At 49.9% G+C, this 21,486-nt stretch carries 14 protein-coding genes and 1 pseudogene; 2 read left to right on the forward strand and 13 right to left on the reverse strand.

From position 1 onward, the window contains the following. Positions 1–20 precede the first annotated feature (20 nt). From OCV81_RS15440 to OCV81_RS15495, 12 genes and pseudogenes are all read right to left on the reverse strand, one after another. Positions 21–1,190, reverse strand: a complete 1,170-nt coding sequence (locus OCV81_RS15440) for an IS4 family transposase (protein ID WP_394802552.1) — start codon at positions 1,188–1,190, stop codon at positions 21–23. 206 nt (positions 1,191–1,396) lie between these two features. Beyond that, entirely contained in the window at positions 1,397–2,002 is a 606-nt protein-coding gene (locus tag OCV81_RS15445) for an RteC domain-containing protein (RefSeq protein ID WP_004304269.1), read from the reverse strand. 238 nt (positions 2,003–2,240) lie between these two features. Further along, complete coding sequence (locus OCV81_RS15450; protein ID WP_004291474.1) at positions 2,241–2,663, reverse strand: dihydrofolate reductase family protein; 423 nt, start codon at positions 2,661–2,663, stop codon at positions 2,241–2,243. Between the two features lie 279 nt (positions 2,664–2,942). Further along, positions 2,943–4,265, reverse strand: coding sequence for a sigma-54-dependent transcriptional regulator (locus OCV81_RS15455; RefSeq protein ID WP_004291471.1), 1,323 nt, complete (start codon positions 4,263–4,265; stop codon positions 2,943–2,945). Next, the gene (locus OCV81_RS15460) at positions 4,258–6,576 is read right to left on the reverse strand and encodes a hybrid sensor histidine kinase/response regulator (RefSeq protein ID WP_004291467.1); all 2,319 of its coding nucleotides are present in this window, start codon (positions 6,574–6,576) and stop codon (positions 4,258–4,260) included. The genes OCV81_RS15455 and OCV81_RS15460 overlap by 8 nt, the downstream gene beginning before the upstream one ends. After that, entirely contained in the window at positions 6,576–8,501 is a 1,926-nt protein-coding gene (gene tet(Q) / locus OCV81_RS15465; RefSeq protein ID WP_004291466.1) for a tetracycline resistance ribosomal protection protein Tet(Q), read from the reverse strand. The genes OCV81_RS15460 and tet(Q) overlap by 1 nt, the downstream gene beginning before the upstream one ends. A gap of 657 nt (positions 8,502–9,158) precedes the next feature. Next, positions 9,159–14,975: an N-6 DNA methylase gene (locus OCV81_RS15470; protein ID WP_004291462.1), complete on the reverse strand. Its 5,817-nt coding sequence runs from the start codon at positions 14,973–14,975 to the stop codon at positions 9,159–9,161. Further along, on the reverse strand, positions 14,965–15,552 hold the full coding sequence (locus tag OCV81_RS15475; RefSeq protein WP_004291461.1) for a DUF1896 domain-containing protein: 588 nt from the start codon (positions 15,550–15,552) through the stop codon (positions 14,965–14,967). Before OCV81_RS15475 ends, OCV81_RS15470 begins: the two co-directional genes overlap by 11 nt. Positions 15,553–15,579: 27 nt before the next feature. After that, a pseudogene (locus tag OCV81_RS15480) lies at positions 15,580–17,667 on the reverse strand (DNA topoisomerase). 60 nt (positions 17,668–17,727) lie between these two features. Continuing rightward, positions 17,728–19,299, reverse strand: a complete 1,572-nt coding sequence (locus tag OCV81_RS15485; protein WP_004291455.1) for a DUF3945 domain-containing protein — start codon at positions 19,297–19,299, stop codon at positions 17,728–17,730. 20 nt (positions 19,300–19,319) lie between these two features. Then, positions 19,320–19,670, reverse strand: a complete 351-nt coding sequence (locus OCV81_RS15490) for a helix-turn-helix domain-containing protein (protein ID WP_004291454.1) — start codon at positions 19,668–19,670, stop codon at positions 19,320–19,322. A gap of 3 nt (positions 19,671–19,673) precedes the next feature. Next, entirely contained in the window at positions 19,674–20,099 is a 426-nt protein-coding gene (locus OCV81_RS15495; protein WP_004291432.1) for a helix-turn-helix domain-containing protein, read from the reverse strand. Between the two features lie 138 nt (positions 20,100–20,237). Here OCV81_RS15495 and OCV81_RS15500 point away from each other — a divergent pair, with 138 nt between their 5' ends. Both OCV81_RS15500 and OCV81_RS15505 read left to right on the forward strand, forming a co-directional pair. Next, entirely contained in the window at positions 20,238–20,537 is a 300-nt protein-coding gene (locus tag OCV81_RS15500; RefSeq protein WP_004291426.1) for a helix-turn-helix domain-containing protein, read from the forward strand. A 31-nt stretch (positions 20,538–20,568) separates the two neighbouring features. Next, entirely contained in the window at positions 20,569–20,874 is a 306-nt protein-coding gene (locus OCV81_RS15505; RefSeq protein ID WP_004291424.1) for a helix-turn-helix domain-containing protein, read from the forward strand. 77 nt (positions 20,875–20,951) lie between these two features. Here OCV81_RS15505 and OCV81_RS15510 read toward each other — a convergent pair whose 3' ends face one another. After that, on the reverse strand, positions 20,952–21,314 hold the full coding sequence (locus tag OCV81_RS15510; protein WP_004291423.1) for a hypothetical protein: 363 nt from the start codon (positions 21,312–21,314) through the stop codon (positions 20,952–20,954). Between the last annotated feature and the right edge of the window lie 172 nt (positions 21,315–21,486).

Consider the following 21,486-nt stretch of genomic DNA (forward strand, 5'->3'; position numbering starts at 1 on the left):
CATTGCTGTCCGGAGAAATTTTACCACAGCGTAAGCTGTCTAGGACCGTTACCCTCCGGAACATTAGCAGTGAGGTCGGTTTGATTAAATATATCTTTGATGTCGCCTCTTTTGAAGAGGACTTGACCAATAGAGTTTGAAATGGAATGAAGACTTGGTTTCAACATATAATGTTTCTTCGCAATGATAAGCAGAAGATAGTCACAGATGGCAATCCATATCTGTGTGAACACGGCATTCTTGGTAGTTCCATAGAATGTCTTTATGTGCAGATGCTGCTTTATCCATTTGAAGAACAACTCAATTTGCCATCTCTCCCTGTACAACTCGGCAATAGTCAATGCATCAAGCTTGAAGTTATTGGTGAGGAAACGGTAAACTGTATTTGTGCTGAAGTCTTCATACACAACAAGTCTAAGAGAATCGGGATACTTCTTGGAGGTGAGTGGTCCTGTCAATTTGATTGTTTCATCAGAGAAAAGTCCGGCAGATTGGTCTGCCTCTCTACTATCAAGAACTTCGTAAAGCATATTTTCTTTTGCTCTTGTTACAAAAAAGGCATTATTAAGATGAAAATGCCGGAACAAAGAGTCAAACTTGACATATCCTTTGTCCATAAGATAGTAAGAGTTGGTTTCTACAGGTATCTTATCCATAATTCGGGAATCGTGAACAGCTCCTTCTGTCAGATGGACAAATGTCGGGATGGCCCCCCTAAGATCCATCAAGGTATGCATCTTGATTGCTCCTCTCTCATGATGAAACTTAGCCCATGGACAAAGCTTCAGACACAGTTCTATAGTGCTACTGTCAAAGGCATAGACCATTTCATCCAAGGCAAGTCTAAGTTTCTGTCCATTATATGCTTCCTTTGCTTGCTGTATCAGTAATTGTGCAAAGTCCTGATAAATACGCCAATCCTTCTTTTCATTCGCTTCGGCCAAGGTGGATTTAGGCATTACCTTGATACCAGAACGGTAAAGGTCAGGAGAACAAAGGTTAAGTGTAGTCTCTATGTCTCTCAGCCCGGACCTGTCCGTGAACTGAGCAAAGCTCATTACCATGAACTGATCACGGCAAGTGAACTTGATGGCGTGCCTGTCACCCTTATAGCGGTTGACGCACTTCTTAAATTCGTATGTGTTTATAAGAGACATAACCTGTGCAAATATTGTTTTTCCTTTGTTCATAGTTTGCAAAATTGGCTGTTTATACCTTCTTGCAAAACTATGATTTCTAATCGAAAAATTTTATTAGCTTGGTAACTAACTGATTATTAATTAATAATAGCTGTTTTGGCGAATTTTCTCCGGACAGCAATGTAATATATAATTAAATGAAAATAAAAAGACAGGATACGAGTATTCCTGTCTTCTCATATGTAATGGATATTTTTTTATTTTCTCATCCGCTCCAACTCCTCATCACGCAACATTCTCTCGTTCAGTTTTTCCTGCATCCTGTCAATGAAATAGGTGCGGCTTTCGTTCTTCCGGCGTTTGATATCAGTGTAGAAGCGGTAGCAGTCTTTAGAATCAACCCCGAATATCTTATAGAGAAGTGGGGCGAGCTGTTTGAGCGGCATATTGCCGTTGTTGATGCAGCCCATCACGTCTATGCCGTAGATAAGTTCCACGAGGTCGATGGCATTGCCCGTCCATTGAAGAAGGCTGGCGGTGGTTTCTGTTGCGTTGTTGGCGGATATTAGTGGTGGCACTTGGGGCGTGGCAAGGAATTTCTGCATCTTTCTTACGAAAGACAGAGCCTTGCTGACGTAGGCGGCAATCTCTCTTTTTTCTTCTGACAGATTACGTACGGGATGGTGCTGCAACTCGATTTCGATGTAGGCAAGCGCGATGACGGTAAGGTTCATGTCCATGCCGCCGTTGCACAGTTCGATCACTTGGGTGGCGAAAGCCGTGTATGCCGTTTCCATATTGCAGTCGCCGGCTTCGTTTATCAGGCGGAAAAAGTCGGTTTCCGCCAGCAAGAAATAATTCATGGTTCTGTCAATTTTGAAAATTACACTTTGTTTTCTGCGTGCGCACATGAATATAATTGGCAAAAAACGCGGCAGAAAATAAAAAATCCAACACTCAATTTTACAAAGTGCTGGATTTCAGAGGTATAAAATTCAGTATTTTTTCACAAGGACAAATTATCTCCGACTTAAATTGTTTGTAATCGGAACATTTATTCTATTCCTGAAAATAGAAATGTATGCTTGCCGCACATTTTGGCTATCTTGCTTTTTTATCAAGGATATAGATAATGCGACATACACCGTTGGGATAGCTTTTCAAAGAGGAAAGCGTCCAGTGTTGCTCTGGCAGAGCCGACTTAAAAAAATGTCGTCCGCTTCCGGATATGAAAGGAACGGTGTATAGTATGATTTCATCCACAGCGTGCATCCGCAGCAGTCCGTTTATATAGTCTGCCGTGTCCGGTGTGGCTTCCGCGAGGTAACGGATGTTTGTGCAGTCTTTTCTCCATTCGTGCAGCATTGAAATGGAATAGTCCGGTGTCACACGGTAAAAGGCTTTCTTCCTGATTTCATCAAGACCGCAACGGTCAAGGCACAAATCCTGATGTGCTTTATCATATAACTCTGAAGAAAGACATCCGTCCATCGTCAGTACGGCGAGAATCTGAACTTTACCCATAATCGTTTCCTTTCGTTAGGCAAGGGTAAAAAAGTAGCGTGCAATTCACACTACCTTCAAGCGATGGCTCTGGTAAAGCCTTTACGGAGAGTACGTGAATGCACGCTATGCGTAAGCATAGCATAAGCATCACGCAATCGTCTCCGTAGTTCCAATTTACCAGATTTTCGCTTGAAACGCCTTGCGGTCTTATCCTATATGTTGGCGGCGAAAAGCTCCTGCCAATCGCCGTTTTTCTCAAATGTTATGCAAAGATAGCCAAATTCAGTGAATTACGGGCTATGATTGCTTGAATTTATATTTAAGTCCATACTCTTCAAGTTTGCTGTATAGTGTTGTCCTGCCTATGCCGAGCAGTTCTGCGGCGACACTCCGGTTGCCGTTTGCCTGTTTCAACGCACGCAATATCCGCTCCTTATCCTCCGCGTCATTGCGCAAGGCGAAGCTGACAGTAGAGGTCGGTTTCGTCACGGCAAGTTCCAGATGCTCTTTCATGACAACACCTTCCTGCGCCTGCAATACAGCACCCATAACTTTCTGCCGAAGTTCCCGCACGTTGCCCGGCCATGCGTGTGTCAGCAACGCTTTACGTGCTTCGGAACTGAACCCGCTCACGCTACACTCCAGCTCTCTGTTTGCCATATCACGGAAGAACTCTGCCAGCGGCATAATGTCTTCTTGACAGTCACGCAACGGAGGAACGGTTATCCCGAAGTCGTGCAGGCGGTACAGAAGATCCTGCCGAAAACGCTTTTCATTCACCGATACCTCCAAATCTTCATTGGTAGCAGCGATGATGCGGACATTGAAATTCCGGTCTGCCTTGTCTCCGACCGGGCGATACCGCCTCTCCTGTATGGCACGGAGCAACATCTGTTGGGTTTCCAACGCGAGGTTTCCTACCTCGTCCAGAAACAACGTGCCGCCTTCCGCCTCATGGAAATATCCTTTCTTGGCATTGTCCGCACCTGTAAATGCACCTTTGACGTGTCCGAAGAAAGCCGACGGTGCAAGCTCTTTGGAGAGTGAACCGCAGTCCACCGCCACAAATGGCTTGCCTGCACGTTTGCTCTTGTCATGCAACAGGTGGGCAATATGCTCCTTGCCCGTGCCGTTCTCACCAAATATCATCACGCTCATATCGGTGGCGGCTACCAGCCTTATGCGGTGCATGATTTTCTGAAAGGCGGAACCTTCACGGGCGAATATAGGCATACGGCGTTGTCCTGCCTGACGTTCTTTCAGTATGGAACGGATCAGGGGGACAAGTTTATCCTCCACAAGCTGTTTGGGAATATAGTCTATCGAGCCGAGTTTCATGCTTTCCACGGCGGTATTAACTTCGGCGTAGTCGGTCATAATGATGAAGGGCTGCATCTTTCCCTCCTTTCGCATCCAGCACAAAAGGTCTATGCCACTGCCGTCAGGCAGACGCAGGTCGGCAACCACGATATCATTATCTGTTGCCTGTTGCAGATGTTTCTTCGCGGTTGAGAGGTGGTAAGCCTTCATATTGCGGTAGCCCTCCCGTGACAGCATATTGCAGACATATTCGCAATACACGATGTTGTCTTCCACCACAATTATTTTTGTCTTATTCATCTTCGTATTTTCTCCTTTCCTCTTCTGCCAACCGTATTATTTCCACTCCCTTATCCAGCACGGCAGTCACGGCATGGCTTAACGCTTCACCATCCGGGAGAGCATCGCCACGAAGCAATCCGTAAAGTACATTCAGCGGTTGGTCGGCACGGAGCACCTCCCACGAACTGCGCAGGTGGTGGATCAGGGAATCCAGCTTTTGCAGGTCTTTTTCTTTTGCTGCATCCCGTACCGCCTGCATTTCCTTTTCTGTTTCAGTTATCAACTTTTCCAGCATGACGGCTTCATTGCCATAGGACAATAAGGCGGAAAAGTCCGGTTTCCCGTCCGGTGTCGCTTTTATGGCACACCTGTCGGAAACCTCCATCAGTTCCGATATGGAGAACGGTTTGAACAGGCATCCGGCAAAGCCTTTTGCCAATAGTTCCCCTTTGTTACAACTGCCCGAAGCGGTTGCCACAACCACCGGGATTGTTGGTGAATTGCCCACGTTGGACGAACGCAACAGTTCCAGCAATTCGAAACCGTTTATATCGGGCATATTCAAGTCTGTCAGCAACAGGCTGTATTCTTTCTGGCGTATCATTTCCATCAGTGCCGCAGCATCGGTGCAAGTGTCGCAGTGTATTCCTTCTTGGGAATACATCTCTTTCAGCATCAGAAGTAATACCTCATCATTGTCAATGGCGACAACATCATGGAATTTATTGTTATGATAAACAGGTGTATTGCTTGTATATCCAAGCTGTTCTTCAGCTTCCTGCATAGAAATTTCAACTGTGAAACGACTGCCTTTCCCTTTCTTGCTGTCTAAACGGATTGTTCCGCCAAGCATCGACACAATATTACGCATTATGGCAAGCCCAAGCCCGAAACCCTCCTTTGCGGCGGCATTTGATAGACGTTCAAACGCACCGAACGCTTGTTTCTGTTCCTCTTCTGTCATGCCTGTACCTGTATCTTCAACGACCAGTGTCAGAACTCCATTATCATATTCAGTAATCAAAGAAACACCGCCTTCTTCTGTGAACTTGACAGCGTTTGACAGCAGGTTATTCCCGATTTGTATTATTCGCTCTTTGTCGGTCAATACAATGGCATCGTGTCCAGTCTTCACGGACAAGGACAGCCCTTTGTTCACGGCAACAGGCATGAACTCCGTTTCAAGTGTGTGCGTGATTGCTGAAATCCGGCAGGGTGACAGACGGGGCTGTTCCTTGCCGTTGTCCAGGCGGAAGAAGTCAAGCAAAGTGTTAAGCATATCCCGCATACGGTCGGAGGATTGCAGTATGTTTTGGATATACTGCCCGGACTTATCCTCACACTGTTCTTTCCGTATCAGTCCGGCATAGCCTGTTATTGCTGTCAGCGGTGTGCGCAGTTCATGGGTGATAGTATGTACCGCCTTCTTCCTTGACGTTATCAGTGCCTCGTTCCGTTGTACGGATTGTTCCAGTTGCCTTATCAAATCAGTTGTCTTGTGCTTGTATTGTTTAATGCTTTTTGCATCACGATGTATGATGATGTAGGAAATTAACAACAATAGAAGAACGAATCCCATTAAACCGCCTACTTGCATAAATGACTTTTCACGCATGGCAACTATTTCGTTTTCCCGGCTTTGCAGTTCGGTTTGTACCTTTTCTTCTATTTGGCAAATCAATTCTTGCAGTTGTCTGTTAAGTTCTGCATTACGAGCTGCAAGGCTGTCGGCTTGTTCCGACAATTGGCGATCCTGCACTTTCTGTTCGCTGATTACGTTTCTATTGACCGAATGAAGGATAGTGGTTGATACTGCTGGAGTTACTTCCTTTTTTTTGCCGAATATGCCTAAGAAACCTTTTCGTTTTGGCTTTTTGGACTGTTCCTGCACACTTTTCTGTACAATAACCGGAATTTGATTGGCTATCTTCTTGTTAATAGATTGTTGTTCATCCATTAACCGGACTATCTGGAACATCTGTCGTTCCTTATCCTCTAAAAGACTGCGCACACTATCGATGCGCTCTGCTGGATAGGTGGCCTTGAAACGGCAGAGCATACTGTCCATTGCCATACGCCGTGCATGGTAATGCTCGATATCTTTATCGTTCCATTCCAGTATTGTTTCACCCAATAGAGAAAATTTTATCATTTGAATATTGATATTGTTTATTTCTTTTCGGAGCTCGTCTATTTTTTTATTGCCAAGTTCTAATGCTTCTATCTCCTGCCATTCATAGAGGCTATTATATGCCATACATCCGATAAGAATGGAGATAAGTATATATCCCAACCGTATTGCCTTATAGAAATTTCCTGACCGCTCCATTATTTTAATGACATTGATTTTTGGAACATGAATAAAAGTTTATCTTTTTCGTTCATGCGGATATTATCAGAATAACCGTCTTTTGTTATTTGATACCCACATGGCTTAACCATAAAAATGCCTAAGCCCTTAGTGTACGAACTTACTTCTGAGGCATAGTCTTTACTTGTATTTAATGGAACTTTCCCTTTAATATGACACCACTCATTATTACAACTGATGTCTTCAATCTCAGACATCAGTTTTTGCAAATCTGTAATAGCTTTGGAACTCGCTACTTGGGGTATCTGCAACTCAAAACAGAGCATCGGTTCGAGAATGTCCACACCTGACTGTTGCAAAGCCAGCCTGAAGACATAAGGGGTCAGCTGTCTGAAATCAGCAGGTGTACTTACCGGGCTATAATACTCGGCTTGAGTAAAAGTTACTTTCAGATCTGTCACTTCCCATCCATGTAAACCAGATTGGCAAGACATACGAATCCCTTCAAAAACGGCATTTTGAAAAGAATGGTTCAGATAACCATAGGAGATGTCACTTTCGATTTGCAACCCTGCCCCTAACGGTAAGGGTTCAAGAGTCAGCCCTATTGTGGCCCAGTAAGGGTTGGGTGGTACTTCGATCTGAATAATCTTATTGACCTTTTTTATAGGTCGTTCTTTGTAGATAGTCTTGATCTCATCAAAATGGACCTTTACGGAAAATCGTTCTTCCAGCAATGTCTGTATGATTTCCTTTTGGGTCAAACCATATAACGAGATTTCCAATTCATCACTATATGAGTTTATGGAAAAGGACAAAGACGGGTCTTCAATCCACAATGTATTCAGAGCGGATATCACCTTGCTTCTCTCTTCGGGCTTATTTGGCCGGACGGAGGATTTGAGAGCGGGATGCTGATGAGATAATCCTTGAATCAAACAAGGTTTAGCACCTAAATAATCTCCGATTCGAAAATCTTCTATATCTTCTACAATCGCGATATCATTGGCACCCACTTCATCAACATTTATCTCTCTGCCCTGATAAATAGTCTTTAGATTTTTAATCTTGATGAATTTTTCCGAATCGTTGATTCTTACAACGTCTCGAAGTCTCAGACTTCCGTCAATTATTTTAAGAAAACTTCTTTTATGCCCTTTGGGGTCATGCTCTATCTTATAGAGATAAGCTGAAAGTCTGTTTGAGACTGATGCCGGAGGAAGTATAAAAGAAGAAATGGCGTCCAACAACTCATTGATACCGATATTGAACATTGCTGATCCATGTAGCACCGGATAGACTTTGGCTTTTGCCACAAGAGCGATTATCGTATTCCAATAATCAGCCGGTGAAATTTCGCTATCCGCCAAATATCGTTCTAATATATCGTCGTCATGGTTGCATACAAATTCTTTGTATTCTTCCTTTATATATGTTTGGGAGCAAACCGGATAAACCGATCCATCGACAACAGTTTGCATAAACAGGACATCTTGCGACAGATTTGTTTTTATATCCATATACAAACGCTCCAAATTCACACCGGCACGGTCAATCTTATTGATAAATATAATTGTCGGGATTTGCAGCTTTTGTAAAGTACTGAACAGCAACTTTGTCTGCGCTTGTATGCCTTCCTTTGCGGATAAGATGAGGACTGCTCCATCAAGCATTTTGAATGTCCGCTCCACTTCCGCAATAAAATCCATGTGTCCCGGAGTGTCAATGATATTGCATTTCACTCCATTCCAGATAATAGATGTCGTAGAAGCCCGGACAGTAATTCCTCTACGTTTCTCTATATCCATAGAGTCCGTTATGGTGTCACCATTATCCACACGGCCGCACTTTTCCGTTGCTCCACTGGCAAACAGCAGATTCTCGGTTACGGAAGTTTTTCCTGCATCAATGTGAGCAAGAATTCCTAAATTTATAATATTCATTTGGATTAAGCAATAATATACTACAGTAGATGCATTGTCGAAACGCACCTTTTAATACCTCCTCGTAGCATATGAGAACTACAGGATTACTAACTCGTATTAATATGTATATTATTACTGCCGCATAACGATTACAAAATTACACAAAAAAATATATCTAACAAAAGTGGGAGGATTTTTTAACTTTTTACCATAGACATTTTATTAGGGAAGCGTAGGTTCAACTGGCAAGTACAAATAAGTAGAAATGTTTGAACAACACCGTTTTAGGAAGTTGAAAAATCAAGTTTCTCTCTCGGTATAGCGTTTATTTTGGCCAATATCTTCTTTAGTTTAGCATTTGTGTATTTCCCATTCGTGTTCTATTTAGCTCCTTATTATGAGTATGTAGCAAGTTACTTATCAAATTCAGCCTCTTTGAGGGTCAAATATGGTTTTGCAAATGGTGACTGACAAGACATAAACAAGGTCAGCAGGAATTTTTTACATAAATGGACATGAATGTATATAACCTAAAATAAGAATAAATTTTAATAAGGGCTGCCCAAAAAGAAAAAAATGCAGTTGCCATCCTATAGATACTTGCAGAAAGGATAAAATTTACTTTTAGACCTTTTGGGATAGCCCTTATTAATACTTCAGATAAAATTCCTTAGGTTATATTTTCAATCCTTTGGACCGGGTTTCCTCCTTGGCATACAGTCCCGGACGCCCGATTATGACATGGTTGGCAACGATACTATCCGCCGGACTGCGTATCTGCGGCGGTGCATTTTCGGGATATTGCGCCTGCCTGTTCCTCACATCTTCCGCTTCCGGCTTGAGCTGTTGCCCTTCATTCTCCTTTTCTGCGACTTCGGGCGTGGGTGGCGCAAGCTCCAGCTGAATTTTTCGGTCAAGGGCGGCAAGTTCGGACTTCAACTGCTTCAGCTCGTCCTCCTTCTTCCACACCTTACCCGCTATCTCCTGTAACTGCGGTATCTCCATCTCCAGCACCTCGTTCTTCGCCTTGTACTGGTCGATGATGGAGGGTATCCTCTCCATCGCGTTGAGGAAGTTGCGGGCGGCGGCCAACGGGTCAGCCATCGCCAGATGCCCGTTGTTGTAGGTGTACTTGTAGTTCCCCTCGACCACGAAGCGGTTGTCGGTGAACTCCAATCCCTCTTTGAGTATCCTTTCGCTCACCACCTTTATCGGAAAACCGTAAAGTTCACCGACCTGCGTGTACAACCCTCCGGTCGTGGCATTCTTGGCTATCTCCTGCAAACGCTTTCCGATGACCTTCTCATCGGCGGAATCCACTCCGTCCACCTTTATTATATTAAGGCGGTTGCCCTCCTTGTCGGTCTGCACCACCGACAGGAAGCGGTTCCAGTCCTCCGTCATGGCATCTATGAAAGCCGTGTTGTTGCGCAACTCGCCGGTCTTTGACTCCAGCTTGAACTCCGAATCACGCTTGCCCTTGTTGAACGACTTGCGTTCCCCTTCGAGCGATGCGATCCGCTTTTCCAGTTTCGCCTTGTCCAACAGGTCGGTATTGCCGGAGAGCAACGCCATGTATTCCGAGAAATTCATGCCCGATTTTTCGTCCATTGCCCCCTCGTCGATGGTACGCGCACCCATCGCACCGCTTTTGAGCTGGCTTATGAAAGTCTGCTTGCAGTGCAGGAGGTTGAACTTGTAGCTGTCCAGTGACTTCTCCACCGCGTAGATGATTACATCCACGTTGTTCCCGGCGAAATGTTTGGCAATCTCATTACCTGCCCTAACTCCGCGTCCGTCACGCTGTTGCAAGTCGGACGGTCGCCACGGCGTATCGAGATGATGGATAGCCACACACCGTTTCTGGGCGTTCACACCCGTTCCGAGCATAGAGGTAGAGCCGAACAGCACACGCACCGTCCCGGCGTTCATGGCGTCTATCACCGCCTTCCGCGCCTTGTCGGTCTTGCACTCCTGAATGAAGCGCACCTCGCTTGGCGGTATACCGTAGTCCTCCGTCAGTTTGCGCTTGATTTCCGAATAGACGTTCCACCCGTCGCCCGGCTGGTATGTCCCCAAATCAGAGAAAACGAACTGCGTGCCTTTCTGGGCGTCGTATTTTTGATAATACTCCGCGATCATCTTGGCACAGTGACTCGCTTTGTTGTCGGGATGATCTTCGTAATTCGGGTCTATCATGCGCATGTCGAGTGCCATTTTCCGGGCATAGTCCGTGGCGATGAGCATCTTCGCCTTTTCTTCCGTTTCCGAAAGCGGCAGCCTGCCCAACAAGGTGGCATCGCCCGTCTTGGCGAACTGCATCAGTTTCTGTATGAAGTCCTCCTGTTCCGGCGTGGGCGGTATATGGTGCAGTATCTCGTTCTTGGCAGGACGGTCAACGCCCACATCCTCCGCCGTGCGGTAGTCCGTGATTTCATTATAGAAGGCGGCAAGCTCCGGCACTTTGATGAAGTAGCGGAAACGCTCCTTCTGGACCACATTGTTCGTCACGTTAAATTCAAAATCCGTCGTCTTCTTGGCAAATATCGCCGCCCAAGCGTCGAAACACCTTATGTCCTGCCGTTCCAGCTCCTTCGGGCGCAGGTACTTGAACAGCAGGTACAATTCAGTCAGTGAGTTGCTGATAGTCGTGCCGGAGAGGAAGGTCGCACCCAAGTCTTTTCCTGTGCGCTCCTGTATGGTGCGTATGGCAAAGAGCATGTTAAGTGCCTTCTGGCTTCCCTCGCTGTTTCCCAATCCCGCCACACGGTCGTGGCGCGTGTTGAAAGTCAGATTCTTGAACTGGTGGCTCTCATCTATGAAGATGTGGTCGATGCCCATCTGCTTGAAATCCACCACGTCGTCCGTGCGTGACTTTATGGCGTGTTCCACCTTCTCCAGCTTCGCTTCAAGGTTGTGCTTGCGCTTCTCCAATCCTTTCAGCATCGCCCGCGACACGTTCTTTCCCTGCTGCCGTAGCACTTCGAGGTTTTCCTCCACCGTGTCAAGCTCTGCTTGCAGGATGCGCTGCTGCAATTCCGGCGACTGCGGTATCTTGCCGAACTGGTCGTGCGACATGATGACGCAATCGTAGTCGTTGTTCTTTATATTATTGAAGAAGCGCACACGGTTGGCGGTCGAAAAGTCCTTCTCCGAAGCGTACAGAATACGTGCGTTGGGATATGCCGCCTGATAGGTGGCTGCAATCTCCGCAACGTTGGCTTTCAGCCCGATAATCATCGGCTTGTGTGCCAAATTCAGACGCTTCATCTCATGCGCGGCGATGCACATTATCAGCGTCTTACCGGTTCCCACCTCGTGGTCGCAAATTCCGCCGCCGTTCTGTTTCAACATCCAGACGCAATCCATCTGTGAGGGATAGACGCTCTTGATACCCCGGCTTGCCAGCCCTTTCAGGTTGAGGTCGGGAAAGGTCTGATGGGAGCCGTCGTAGCGCGGGCGCACGAAACAGTTGAACTTGCGGTTATACATCGTCACAAGCCGCTCCTTGAACTGCGGCGACTGCTCTTCGAGCCATTCGGAGAAGCCGTTTCGTATCTCGTCAATCTTGGCGTTGGCGAGTTGTATTCCCTCGCTGTCGCGCATCTTGATGTCGTTGCCATGCTCGTCCTTGCCGATGGACTTCATCATGTCAGGGCAGGTGTTGTGCAGGGCGTGTTTTAGGAGGTGCATACCGTCATAGTTCCGGTAATACCCCTTCACCAGAAACTCGTCCGTGATTTTCATGGTGCGGTAGCCGCACACCACCGAAAACTCGTCCATGCTTGCGGAATAGGCGATTTTCACCTCCGTGTCGAACAGCCGGCTCATGTAGGCGGCATAGACACCCGTCGGAATCCAGCGTTCCCCGAAATTGAAGTCCAGATCCTCGAAGGCGATGCGCTGCGGCTCGGCATCTTTCAGAGCCTCCAACGCCTGCTTCACCTCCGGCATACGCTCATTTTCGGGATTGTCACCCATCCATGCTTCTATGCGTTCCGCTTTCTCTATGACATTTCCGGCGATGAAACGGTCTTTGATTTCGTAACCGGTCACGAGCGGATTGTAGTAGATGCGCCCTTGCAGGGCAGTGAGCAAATCCTCCGCCGTGCTGTCGGTTATCTCCCGCATATAGTCGAGATTGACCGTACCATATTTGTTGAGCGACGCAGACAGGGCTTCTTCGGGAGAGCCTACGTTGGCATGGCTCTCCACCGCGAAGGAAACAGGATGCTCGAAGATGTCCGCCTTGACGAACTTTCCGTTTTCCATCCGTTCCAGCGAAAGGATGTCGCGCCCGCCCGCATCCATCATCACTAACTTCACGTTCTGCTTGGCGTTGAGGTTGCCGTAGCGCATGACAAACTCATCGTAACAGGTATTCAGATGCTCTCGCCACGGAACATTTGCCTCGCGCCGGAGCGATTCATAACGGTACAGACGCTCGTAGGCGTCACGCAGCGACACATACAACAACGCCTTTTCCTTCTGGTATCCTTTCAGGTCGAGCGGCTGGAATGTCGCCCCGTATGGCGTGATGTCTTTCAGGTAGCCGATGTTATGACGCCCCCGGTCAGCCACCAGCGACCCTTCGCGCAGGTGCATCTCCGGCGTGCGGTGGTAGGCACGCGGAGAAAGGTCCACGACTTCCTCCTTCGGCTTTTCCGCTTCGATGTCGGGGAAAAGGAAAGTCCCCACCGCTTCCGATGGGGTATCTGTAACGGCAGGTGCGGCGACTGCCTCCGGCTGTGTTTCCTCCTGTCGTGGCTGCTCACGGGAAGTTTCCGGCACGGCTTTCACTTCCGTCTTTTCCGCCACTTGTTTCTCGTTATGCTGCCTTGCCAGTTCCCGAAGTTCTTTCCTACGCTCCGGCGTCAAACCCATCATCATTTCATAGAAACCGTTGATGGGAGGATTGGTATCCCAGTCCAGTGTGGCATAGATGTCGTCCGGGTCGGCAGGCTTGGCGGTGTTCTCCGCTTTCACCTCCTTATTCTCCATTGCGGGTTTTGCAGTTGGAGCTGTCGGTGTAACCGTGACTTTCGGTTTGGGCGGAGTGGACTTTGCCGTAACTGCCTTTTTCACCGTCTTTTTCTTTTTGGAGGTTTTCGGTTGGCTGACCTCTTCCGTCATCCCCCAGAGGTCAAGCAGGGTGAGCTGCACGCCTGCGGAATATTGCGGGCGCGGTTCTATCTCCGGCTTTTCATCTGCGGGTTGCGGCTTTTCTGTCGGAGTTTCCACCGTCTGCGCCGAGGATACTGTTTCCAATTTTATGGCAGGACGCTCTACTTTATTTTGAACGGCAACTTTTTCTTCCGTTCCTGCCTGCCGGATTGAACCCGAATACAAGCGCATGGCAAGCCTGTAATGGAAATCCTCGTCGAGCATACGGCGCAAATCCCCGGCGATGCCTGCTGCCTTGCCCTCGTGCAGATAAACCATAGCGGGCTTCCCGTAGGGGTCTGTGTCAAGTTTCGCCATCGTATGCACGATGCGTTCCGGGTGGTGGATGAAATAGGCGTTGTCGGTCAGGGCGGTTTTCGTGTCCGTCTGTATCACGGTCATCAGCCGCTCGTCCTGCGACATTTCCTTCTTGCTGAGGTTCTTTTGCAGGACAATCAGGTCACTGCCCACCTCCGTGCCCGCGTTGTCCGTGAACAGGTTGTTGGGCAGGCGTATCGCGGATACCAGATTGGCCTGACTGAACAGCTCGTTACGCACGGAGGTCTTGGTGCTATTCAATACCCCTTGCGAGGTGATGAACGCCACGATACCGCCGTCACGCACGGCATCCAGTCCTTTGAGAAAGAAATAGTTGTGGATGGTTTTCTGGGCGGAGCGTCTGCCGAAAGAGTCGCTCCGCTGAAACTCCGCGTCGAACACGGCAATGTCACCGAACGGAATGTTGGACACCGCCAAGTCGAAATAATTGTTGAACGGTCTTTCGATTTTCTCAAAACCGCAGGTGCGCATTTTCTGGTCGGGATAGAGATGCCTCAAGATTGTACCCGTGAGCAGATCCTTCTCGAAAGCCATCACATCCGCATTGGGGCTGTGCCGCAGCATGGAATCCACGAACACGCCGACACCTGCCGACGGTTCGAGCATACGGGCGGGGCGGACGCTGTAATCTGCCAGCACGTCCGCGATGGTGTCGGTTATCTCTTTGGGGGTGTAGAAAGCGGTCAGCACGGACGCTTTCAGCGAATCCACAAACCGCTTGTACTCTGTTTCGTCCTTGCTGTTCTCACGGATAAGCCTGTGCAGCTCCACCGTCGGGGCGAACAGTTCGAGGTCGGATTTCGCCCACCGGACGGCATCCGTCAGTTCCTTTGCAGGGTTGAGGATACATTTCAGACCGCCGAAACCGCAGTACCTTTGAAGTATGGCACGCTCTTCGGTTGTCGCTGTCCTATTTTCCCTGTCAAGGATGAATGCCGTCCGTATCGCCTCGATGTTGTCCCGCAGTTTCTGTTTGCGGTTAAACGCCATATTCGTCTAAGTAAAGGACGGTTGCTCCCGTCAGCTCCGTGTAGAGCAGGTCGTAATCGGAAGACAGGGCGAAATTGTCATCCGAGAGGTCATAGACGGAGAACACGTTGCCGACAAGCGGCAGCAGTTTCAGGACAAAGGCTTCACGCTTCTCTTCCGGCACTTCATCGGCAAACTCGTTTTCCACGACTTCGCGGAGGATGGCGTAACGGGAATAATGCAGCCCGCGCAGCAGCGTGTCCATCGCCAGTTCCTGCGCACCATCGGCGGGATAGCCTTCAAGCCGTGCCCTCTCATACGTTTCGGCGGCACGGTCGGCCCGTTCCCGTATGAAAGCGGTGTCGTCAGCCTGTTCAAACTTGTTCGTGCGGAGATAGTCCAGCAGGTACAGACCGTAATAGGAAAAGTCGGTCTGACCCTCGTTTTTCTTCTTGTTGTTCATTACTTTGGATTTAGCGGATTGATAATTAACGGGATAATCGGTTGGAAAAAGGAAGAAAAAGGCACTCGGTATCCCTCCGAGTGCCACCACTAAATCCAAAGTATGAGTGTAATCCGGTATCGAAGAACAATTCATTACTCTGAACAAGTGGCAAAGTTAATACTATTTCTTCCGTCCTGAAAATTTCTTGTCCTTTTTAGCCTCCGGGAACACAAAAGTCGTGTTATATTCCCCGTCAAAGGCGACAACAGCATCGAAACTCTTGCCCTATTTGCTCTTGAACCCTTTGAGCAGCTTGGTATGCCCTTCGGTGAGCAGGTCTTTGATTTCATCGTCGGACAGGGTGCGTCCCGCTTTCAGCCGGAACACGGGCAGTCCGCACTCCGTGTTGTCGCAGCGTACCACCTTGCCGTAGAACCGCATCCTGCCCGTGCCACACTTGGGACACGCGCAGCCGGAGTCACGGCTGCCGAAGAGCTTGTCGCACGAGATCAGTTCGGAGGTTATCTCACGTGTGTACGCCTCTATCTCCTTGCGGAAGGTGTCGTCGGACAGTTCCCCGCGCTCGATACGCGCCAGCTCCTTTTCCCATTCGCCCGTCATGGCAACATCGGCGATGCGCATCGTCTTGACGACGGAATTGAGGGCAAGTCCTTTTTCGGTGGGAACAAGCGACTTCTTGCAGCGTTCCATGTAACCGCGCTTGAAAAGCGTTTCGATGATGGAGGCGCGTGTGGCGGGAGTACCGATGCCACAGTCCTTCATCGCCTGCCGCAGTGCGTCGTCCTCAATTTCCTTGCCCGCCGTTTCCATTGCCGAGAGCAGGGTGGCTTCGGTATGCAGCGGCTTGGGTTTGGTCTTTCCTTCGGTAATGGACGAGCCTTTCGGTGTCAGCGTGTCGCCTTCCTGCCAGCCGGGGATGGTAATTTCCTCTTTTTCCTCGCCATAGACGGCACGCCATCCGGTTTGCTTCACGACGCTGCCTTTTACGGTAAACTCCACTCCGGCACATTCCGCCGTGACAGTGGTCACATCCTTGACGCATTTCTCAGAGAATGCCTCGACCATGCGCCCGGCAATCATCTGATAGATGGTATTGTCCTCTTTGGAGAGGAAGAGCGGTTTCTCACCCGTGACGAGCAGGGCATGGTGGTCTGTCACCTTGCCGTCGTCCACGCTGCGGCGTGTCGGGGCGGCTTTTGCCCGCACCTTGTCTTTCCATTCGGGCTGTGTGCCGATGAAAGCGAGCAGTTTGGGAATTTCGGCAAACACGTCTTCGGGGATGTAGCGGCTTCCCGTTCTCGGATAGGTTATCAACTTCTTTTCGTAGAGTTTCTGCGCGATTTCAAGCGTCTGTTCCGCCGTGAAGCCGTGCTTGGCGTTGGCTTCTTTCTGGAGCGTGGTCAGGTCGTAGAGCAAGGGAGTTTCCTCCGTCTTCTCCTTGCGCTCGGCTTTCGTGACAGTGGCGCAACCTGCCGCCTTTACCTTATTATATAGTTCCATCGCCGGTTCTTTCTCTTTCCATTTCTCGGAGGATGAGAATTTCACGACTTCGCCGTCGCAACCGTCCGTTGCGATATGGAGCTGCCAGAATGCTTCGGACGTAAAGCGGCGGTTCTCCCAGTAGCGTTCACATACCATAGCCAACGTTGGTGTCTGCACCCGCCCCACGGAATACGTGCCGTGTCCGGCGGCGATGGATAACGCCTGTGTGCCGTTGATGCCCACGAGCCAGTCGGATTCGCTCCGCGCTTTGGCGGCGAGGTAGAGGTTGTCGTATTTGCTGCCGTCTTCGAGTTTCCGCAGTCCCTCGCGGATAGCTTTGTCGGTGAGAGAGCTGATCCACAGGCGCACGAAAGGAGTGGTGCAACCCGTATAGTGGTAGAGGTAGCGGAAGATAAGCTCTCCCTCGCGTCCGGCATCGGTCGCCACGATGATATGTTCGCTTGTGTCGAACAGTCTTTTGATGACTTTTATCTGCGACACCACGCCGCTGTCGGGCTTGTAACCTTTCTCCGTCCTGACCTGACGGGGGACGAGCGTGAATGTGTCGGGAATAATCGGGAGGTTGTCACGGACAAATCCGCGCACGCCGTAGCCGTCGGGCATGGCAAGCTGAACGAGGTGTCCGAATGCCCATGTCACGGCATAACCGCCTCCCTCGAAATATCCTTCCTCTCTCTTTGTCGCGCCCACGATGCGGGCGATTTCACGTGCCACGGAGGGCTTTTCTGCAATGATTGTCTTCATGTCTTCTTCTTTTTTGTTGATACTTTGGATTTTATTTTGGATTCAGTGGCGGACACGGGATTACATTTTCATGCCCTTGCCCGTTTTCTTCTGCGGCTTCTCCTGCTGCTGTTGCTGGCGGGCGTCCTTCGGGTTGGTCTGACCTTTCTGCAACGGCTCTCTCAGATTCTTTGTAGCCTCGTTGGTCTTGCCATCGTTGTTCACCGCCACCTGCGTGCGGCTCTCGTTGGACGGAGCAACCTGCTGTGCATTGTCAGGGTTCGTGTCGTAGCGGTACGGGCGTCCCTTCTCCGGGTTGAACTTGATATACATCGTGGCATGGAAGCCCTGCTTGTCGGTCACGTTCTCCAGCTTCACGGCTTTACCCGCCACATAGTCGGCTTTCTGCTGGTCGGTGAAGCTCACGCCGCTCCATTTGCTGATGGGGCGGATGCTGCCGTCCTCGTTCGTCCACGTGTTGCGGCGTTGCTCCTTCTTGGTCTGTGCGGCATTTTCCCCGCCCTGCGCCTGACTTTTCGATGTGTCGCCTTTGGTTTCCTGTGTCTGTGCGGTACGGGGCGACTTGCCGGTTCCCGGCACGAACTCCACGCCGCGCTGCTCCACGTTCACTTGCAGGGTGGTGACGAACTTTCTGCCGTCGTTGCGCTCGATGAGCTTGTCGCGTACGGGCAGTCCGGCGCGGAGCATGTCCCGCTCCTGCGTGGTGATTTCCGTCTTGCCGATGCGCTCCGGGATGCGCACCCTGCTTGCCGGAATGTCCGTGATTTCATTCGTCTTGCGGTCGATGCTGATGTAGGAGGGGATGATCTCGCCCGTTTCCCTGTCCACAATGTCCACGACCCTACCGAGATTGCCCGTTTCGCGGAGGTTCTTCCGGTCATTGTCGGAGAATTTGTGTTCCTTGTACTCATCCAGCTTCTGCTCCTTGCGGATGAAGTGCGGCACGAGGCTGATGTTTCCCTCACCGTCCTTCTTGAAGGAGAGGCGGGCGTCCAGCTCGAATGATTCGCCGCCGAAGGTCGGTTTGACCTTTACCAAGTCGGACTTGCCATAGTTGAGCATCTTCGTAAGGTCGCCGGACTTTTCAAGGTTGTCCCGCTTTACGCCCCATCTGTCCTCCAGCTCCTGCCAGTTGATTTTACTCTCGTCGATGGGCTGGTAGCCACGTTTGCCCTGCATCTGTTCGGATTTGTCCTGTTGCTGTTCTTTCCGTTGTTCCATGTTCTCCTGTTTTTGAGGTTCTTGTTTCTCTGTCTGTTGTGCTGCCATCTCTTCCTGCACCTTCTTCTCATAGTCGGAGGTGTCCACCTTGTGAGGGGCGAGCAGCTCCTTGTTCGCTTCGGGGTCTTTCAGCAGTTGCTTCATCACCTCTAAGAGATTTTCAGCTTGGTCTGCCGCAATGCGGTAGAAACCGAAGCGGCTGGGTTCCTTGCACTGCCGGAAGAAGTTCTTGAAGAAGTTGTCCAGCACGTCGCCATGTCGGTCGAATTGCAGGAAACTCTGCGCGTTCTCCGCTTTTGCGGGGGTGCGCTTGGGTGTGCCGTCCGCGTTCAGCCCGGCTACCACGCTGATCTCGCCTGTCTTCTCGTCACGGACTACCAGCACGTCCTTTTCGTCTTTTTTCTTTGCCATCTGAAAAATGTTTTAATGGGTTATTTATGAAAGAAATTATGGATACGAGCCTTGTAGAAGGCTATATCTTCCTTTTTGAAGTCCTTGATATGGTTGGAAAGGAATGTCAGCACGTCCTCCTCGCTGTAATAGGTCTTCTTGCCCAGCGTCTTGTAGGGCAATGCGCCTACGCTGCGGTAGCGTTGGAGGGTGCGTTTGCTTATCTGGAGCAACATGCACAAATCCTGATTGTCGAAAAGGCGGATGCTTTCCGTGATAGTGGGCTGTTTCCCCTCAGCCTTCATCGCCAGCAGCAGTTCGTCCTGACGGTCGAGCCGTTCCATCAGCTTCTGCATCCAGCCCTCGAAGTTGTTTCGTGTGAGCAGTTCCATGACCTATGTCCTCCTTCCTTTTGGTTTGCCGCCCGTGCGCAGCGTGTGGTTGTGGAACAGGGTGTCTATTGTCCCTTCCTCGTTCCTTACTGTGTTGTCCTCCAATAGCCGCAGTATCTCGGAAAGGCGGTAGCGGCAGCTTCCGCGTACCACCACATACTCGATACGGTGGTCGGTGCGCATACGCTGCATGGTGCGCTTGCTCACGTTGAGCATCTTCGCCGCCTGTGCCGTGTCAAGCAGCTTGTCTTCGGTTTCCCGCTTCCGTTTCTTCTCGTCCCTTGCCTCGCGGATGTACCCTGCGATGTTCGCAATCTGCGCCATCATCTCCTTGTAGGCGGAACTTTCCATTGTTATCACTTTCATGTTCAGTCCTTTCTTTTTGTTTCTGCGACAAAATTCGGCAATAAACAAAAGGGGCTTTAACAACTCACTACGTGACTCACGTAAGATTTTTGCGGAAGATGGCTCCGTAACCCGGTCAAACGGCGCAACAGGCAGCCTTTCAGCGGAAAACGATACGTCTTGTATGCCGTTTCGTTACCTTTGCGGCAAACTCTAAATGACATGAATATGGAAATAGTATCTATCGAGAAAAAGACTTTCGAGATGATGGTGGCGGCATTCGGCGCACTCTCGGAGAAGGTCGCCGCCCTGAGGCGCAAAAGCGACACGGGGCGCATGGAAAGATGGCTCACGGGCGAGGAGGTCTGCGGGCAGTTGAGAATAAGCCCGCGCACGTTGCAGACGCTGCGTGACAGGCGGCTTATCGGCTACTCGCAGATAAACCGCAGGTTCTATTACAAGCCAGAGGAGGTGAAGCGGCTGATACCGCTTGTCGGCACGCTCTATCCGCACGGCAGATGATTTGATTTATTCACCCACTGAATCCGAAGTTATGATGAACGAGAACAACGATGTTTTTACGATGGAAGACGAGCCGATAGCCTCTGTGGTGCAGGATATGCGCAAAGGCTCGAAATGGCTGTCCGCATTTCTGGAAAGCTACCGTCCTCCGCTGGACGGGGAACGTTACCTGACGGACGGCGAGGTGTCGGAACTGCTCCGTGTGAGCCGGCGCACCTTGCAGGAATACCGCAACAACCGCGTGTTGCCCTTCATACTTTTGGGAGGGAAGGTGCTTTACCCGGAAACGGGGCTGCGCGGGGTACTGGAAGCGAACTACCGCAAGCCGCTGGAGTGAGGCGGTTTCATGAAAAAGTAAACGGGTGACACCTTTTGTGGTGCTACCCGTTTACTTGTCTTATGGGGTATGTGCAATCAGCAATACCCGGCTTTTCCGTTCTGTATGAACATCACGTATGTCTGCCGTTTCTCTTGTGAGAGTGCCTTTCCCACCAGCCATGTGCGGAACAGGTGGGTGTTGTAGGTATTCACCCTGAAAGCGACCGGGATGATGATTTCAAGGGCGTACACGTCCGCGTGCAGCCCGTTTTCAAGCTGCATGTAGCGGCACACCTCGTAGTCGTTCAGCACGTCCGACTTGCGGACGGCTCTGATGGCGGCGTTCACTGCCGGGACGGTCGTATGGAACAATCCGGCTATTTCGGTGGCGGTCATCCACACGTCGTTACCGGTTACGCTGACTGCCTTGTCCTCGATGATGATTGTGTCACGTTTCATGGCTTTTCTTTTTAGATGGTGCAACCTGCAAATTCCTCGACGCCGTTCAATCTTGCGGCAAGGTTCTCCATGTCCTGATTGAGCTTCTCTTTGGTTATCTGTAGGCTCGGCTGTCGGCGCCATGCCACCTTACGGTGGTAGGTTTCCGACAGCCTGCCTCCGAACCGTACGT

Origin of the sequence: Phocaeicola fibrisolvens (assembly GCF_025567125.1) — a bacterium.
Lineage (GTDB): Bacteria > Bacteroidota > Bacteroidia > Bacteroidales > Bacteroidaceae > Phocaeicola > Phocaeicola fibrisolvens.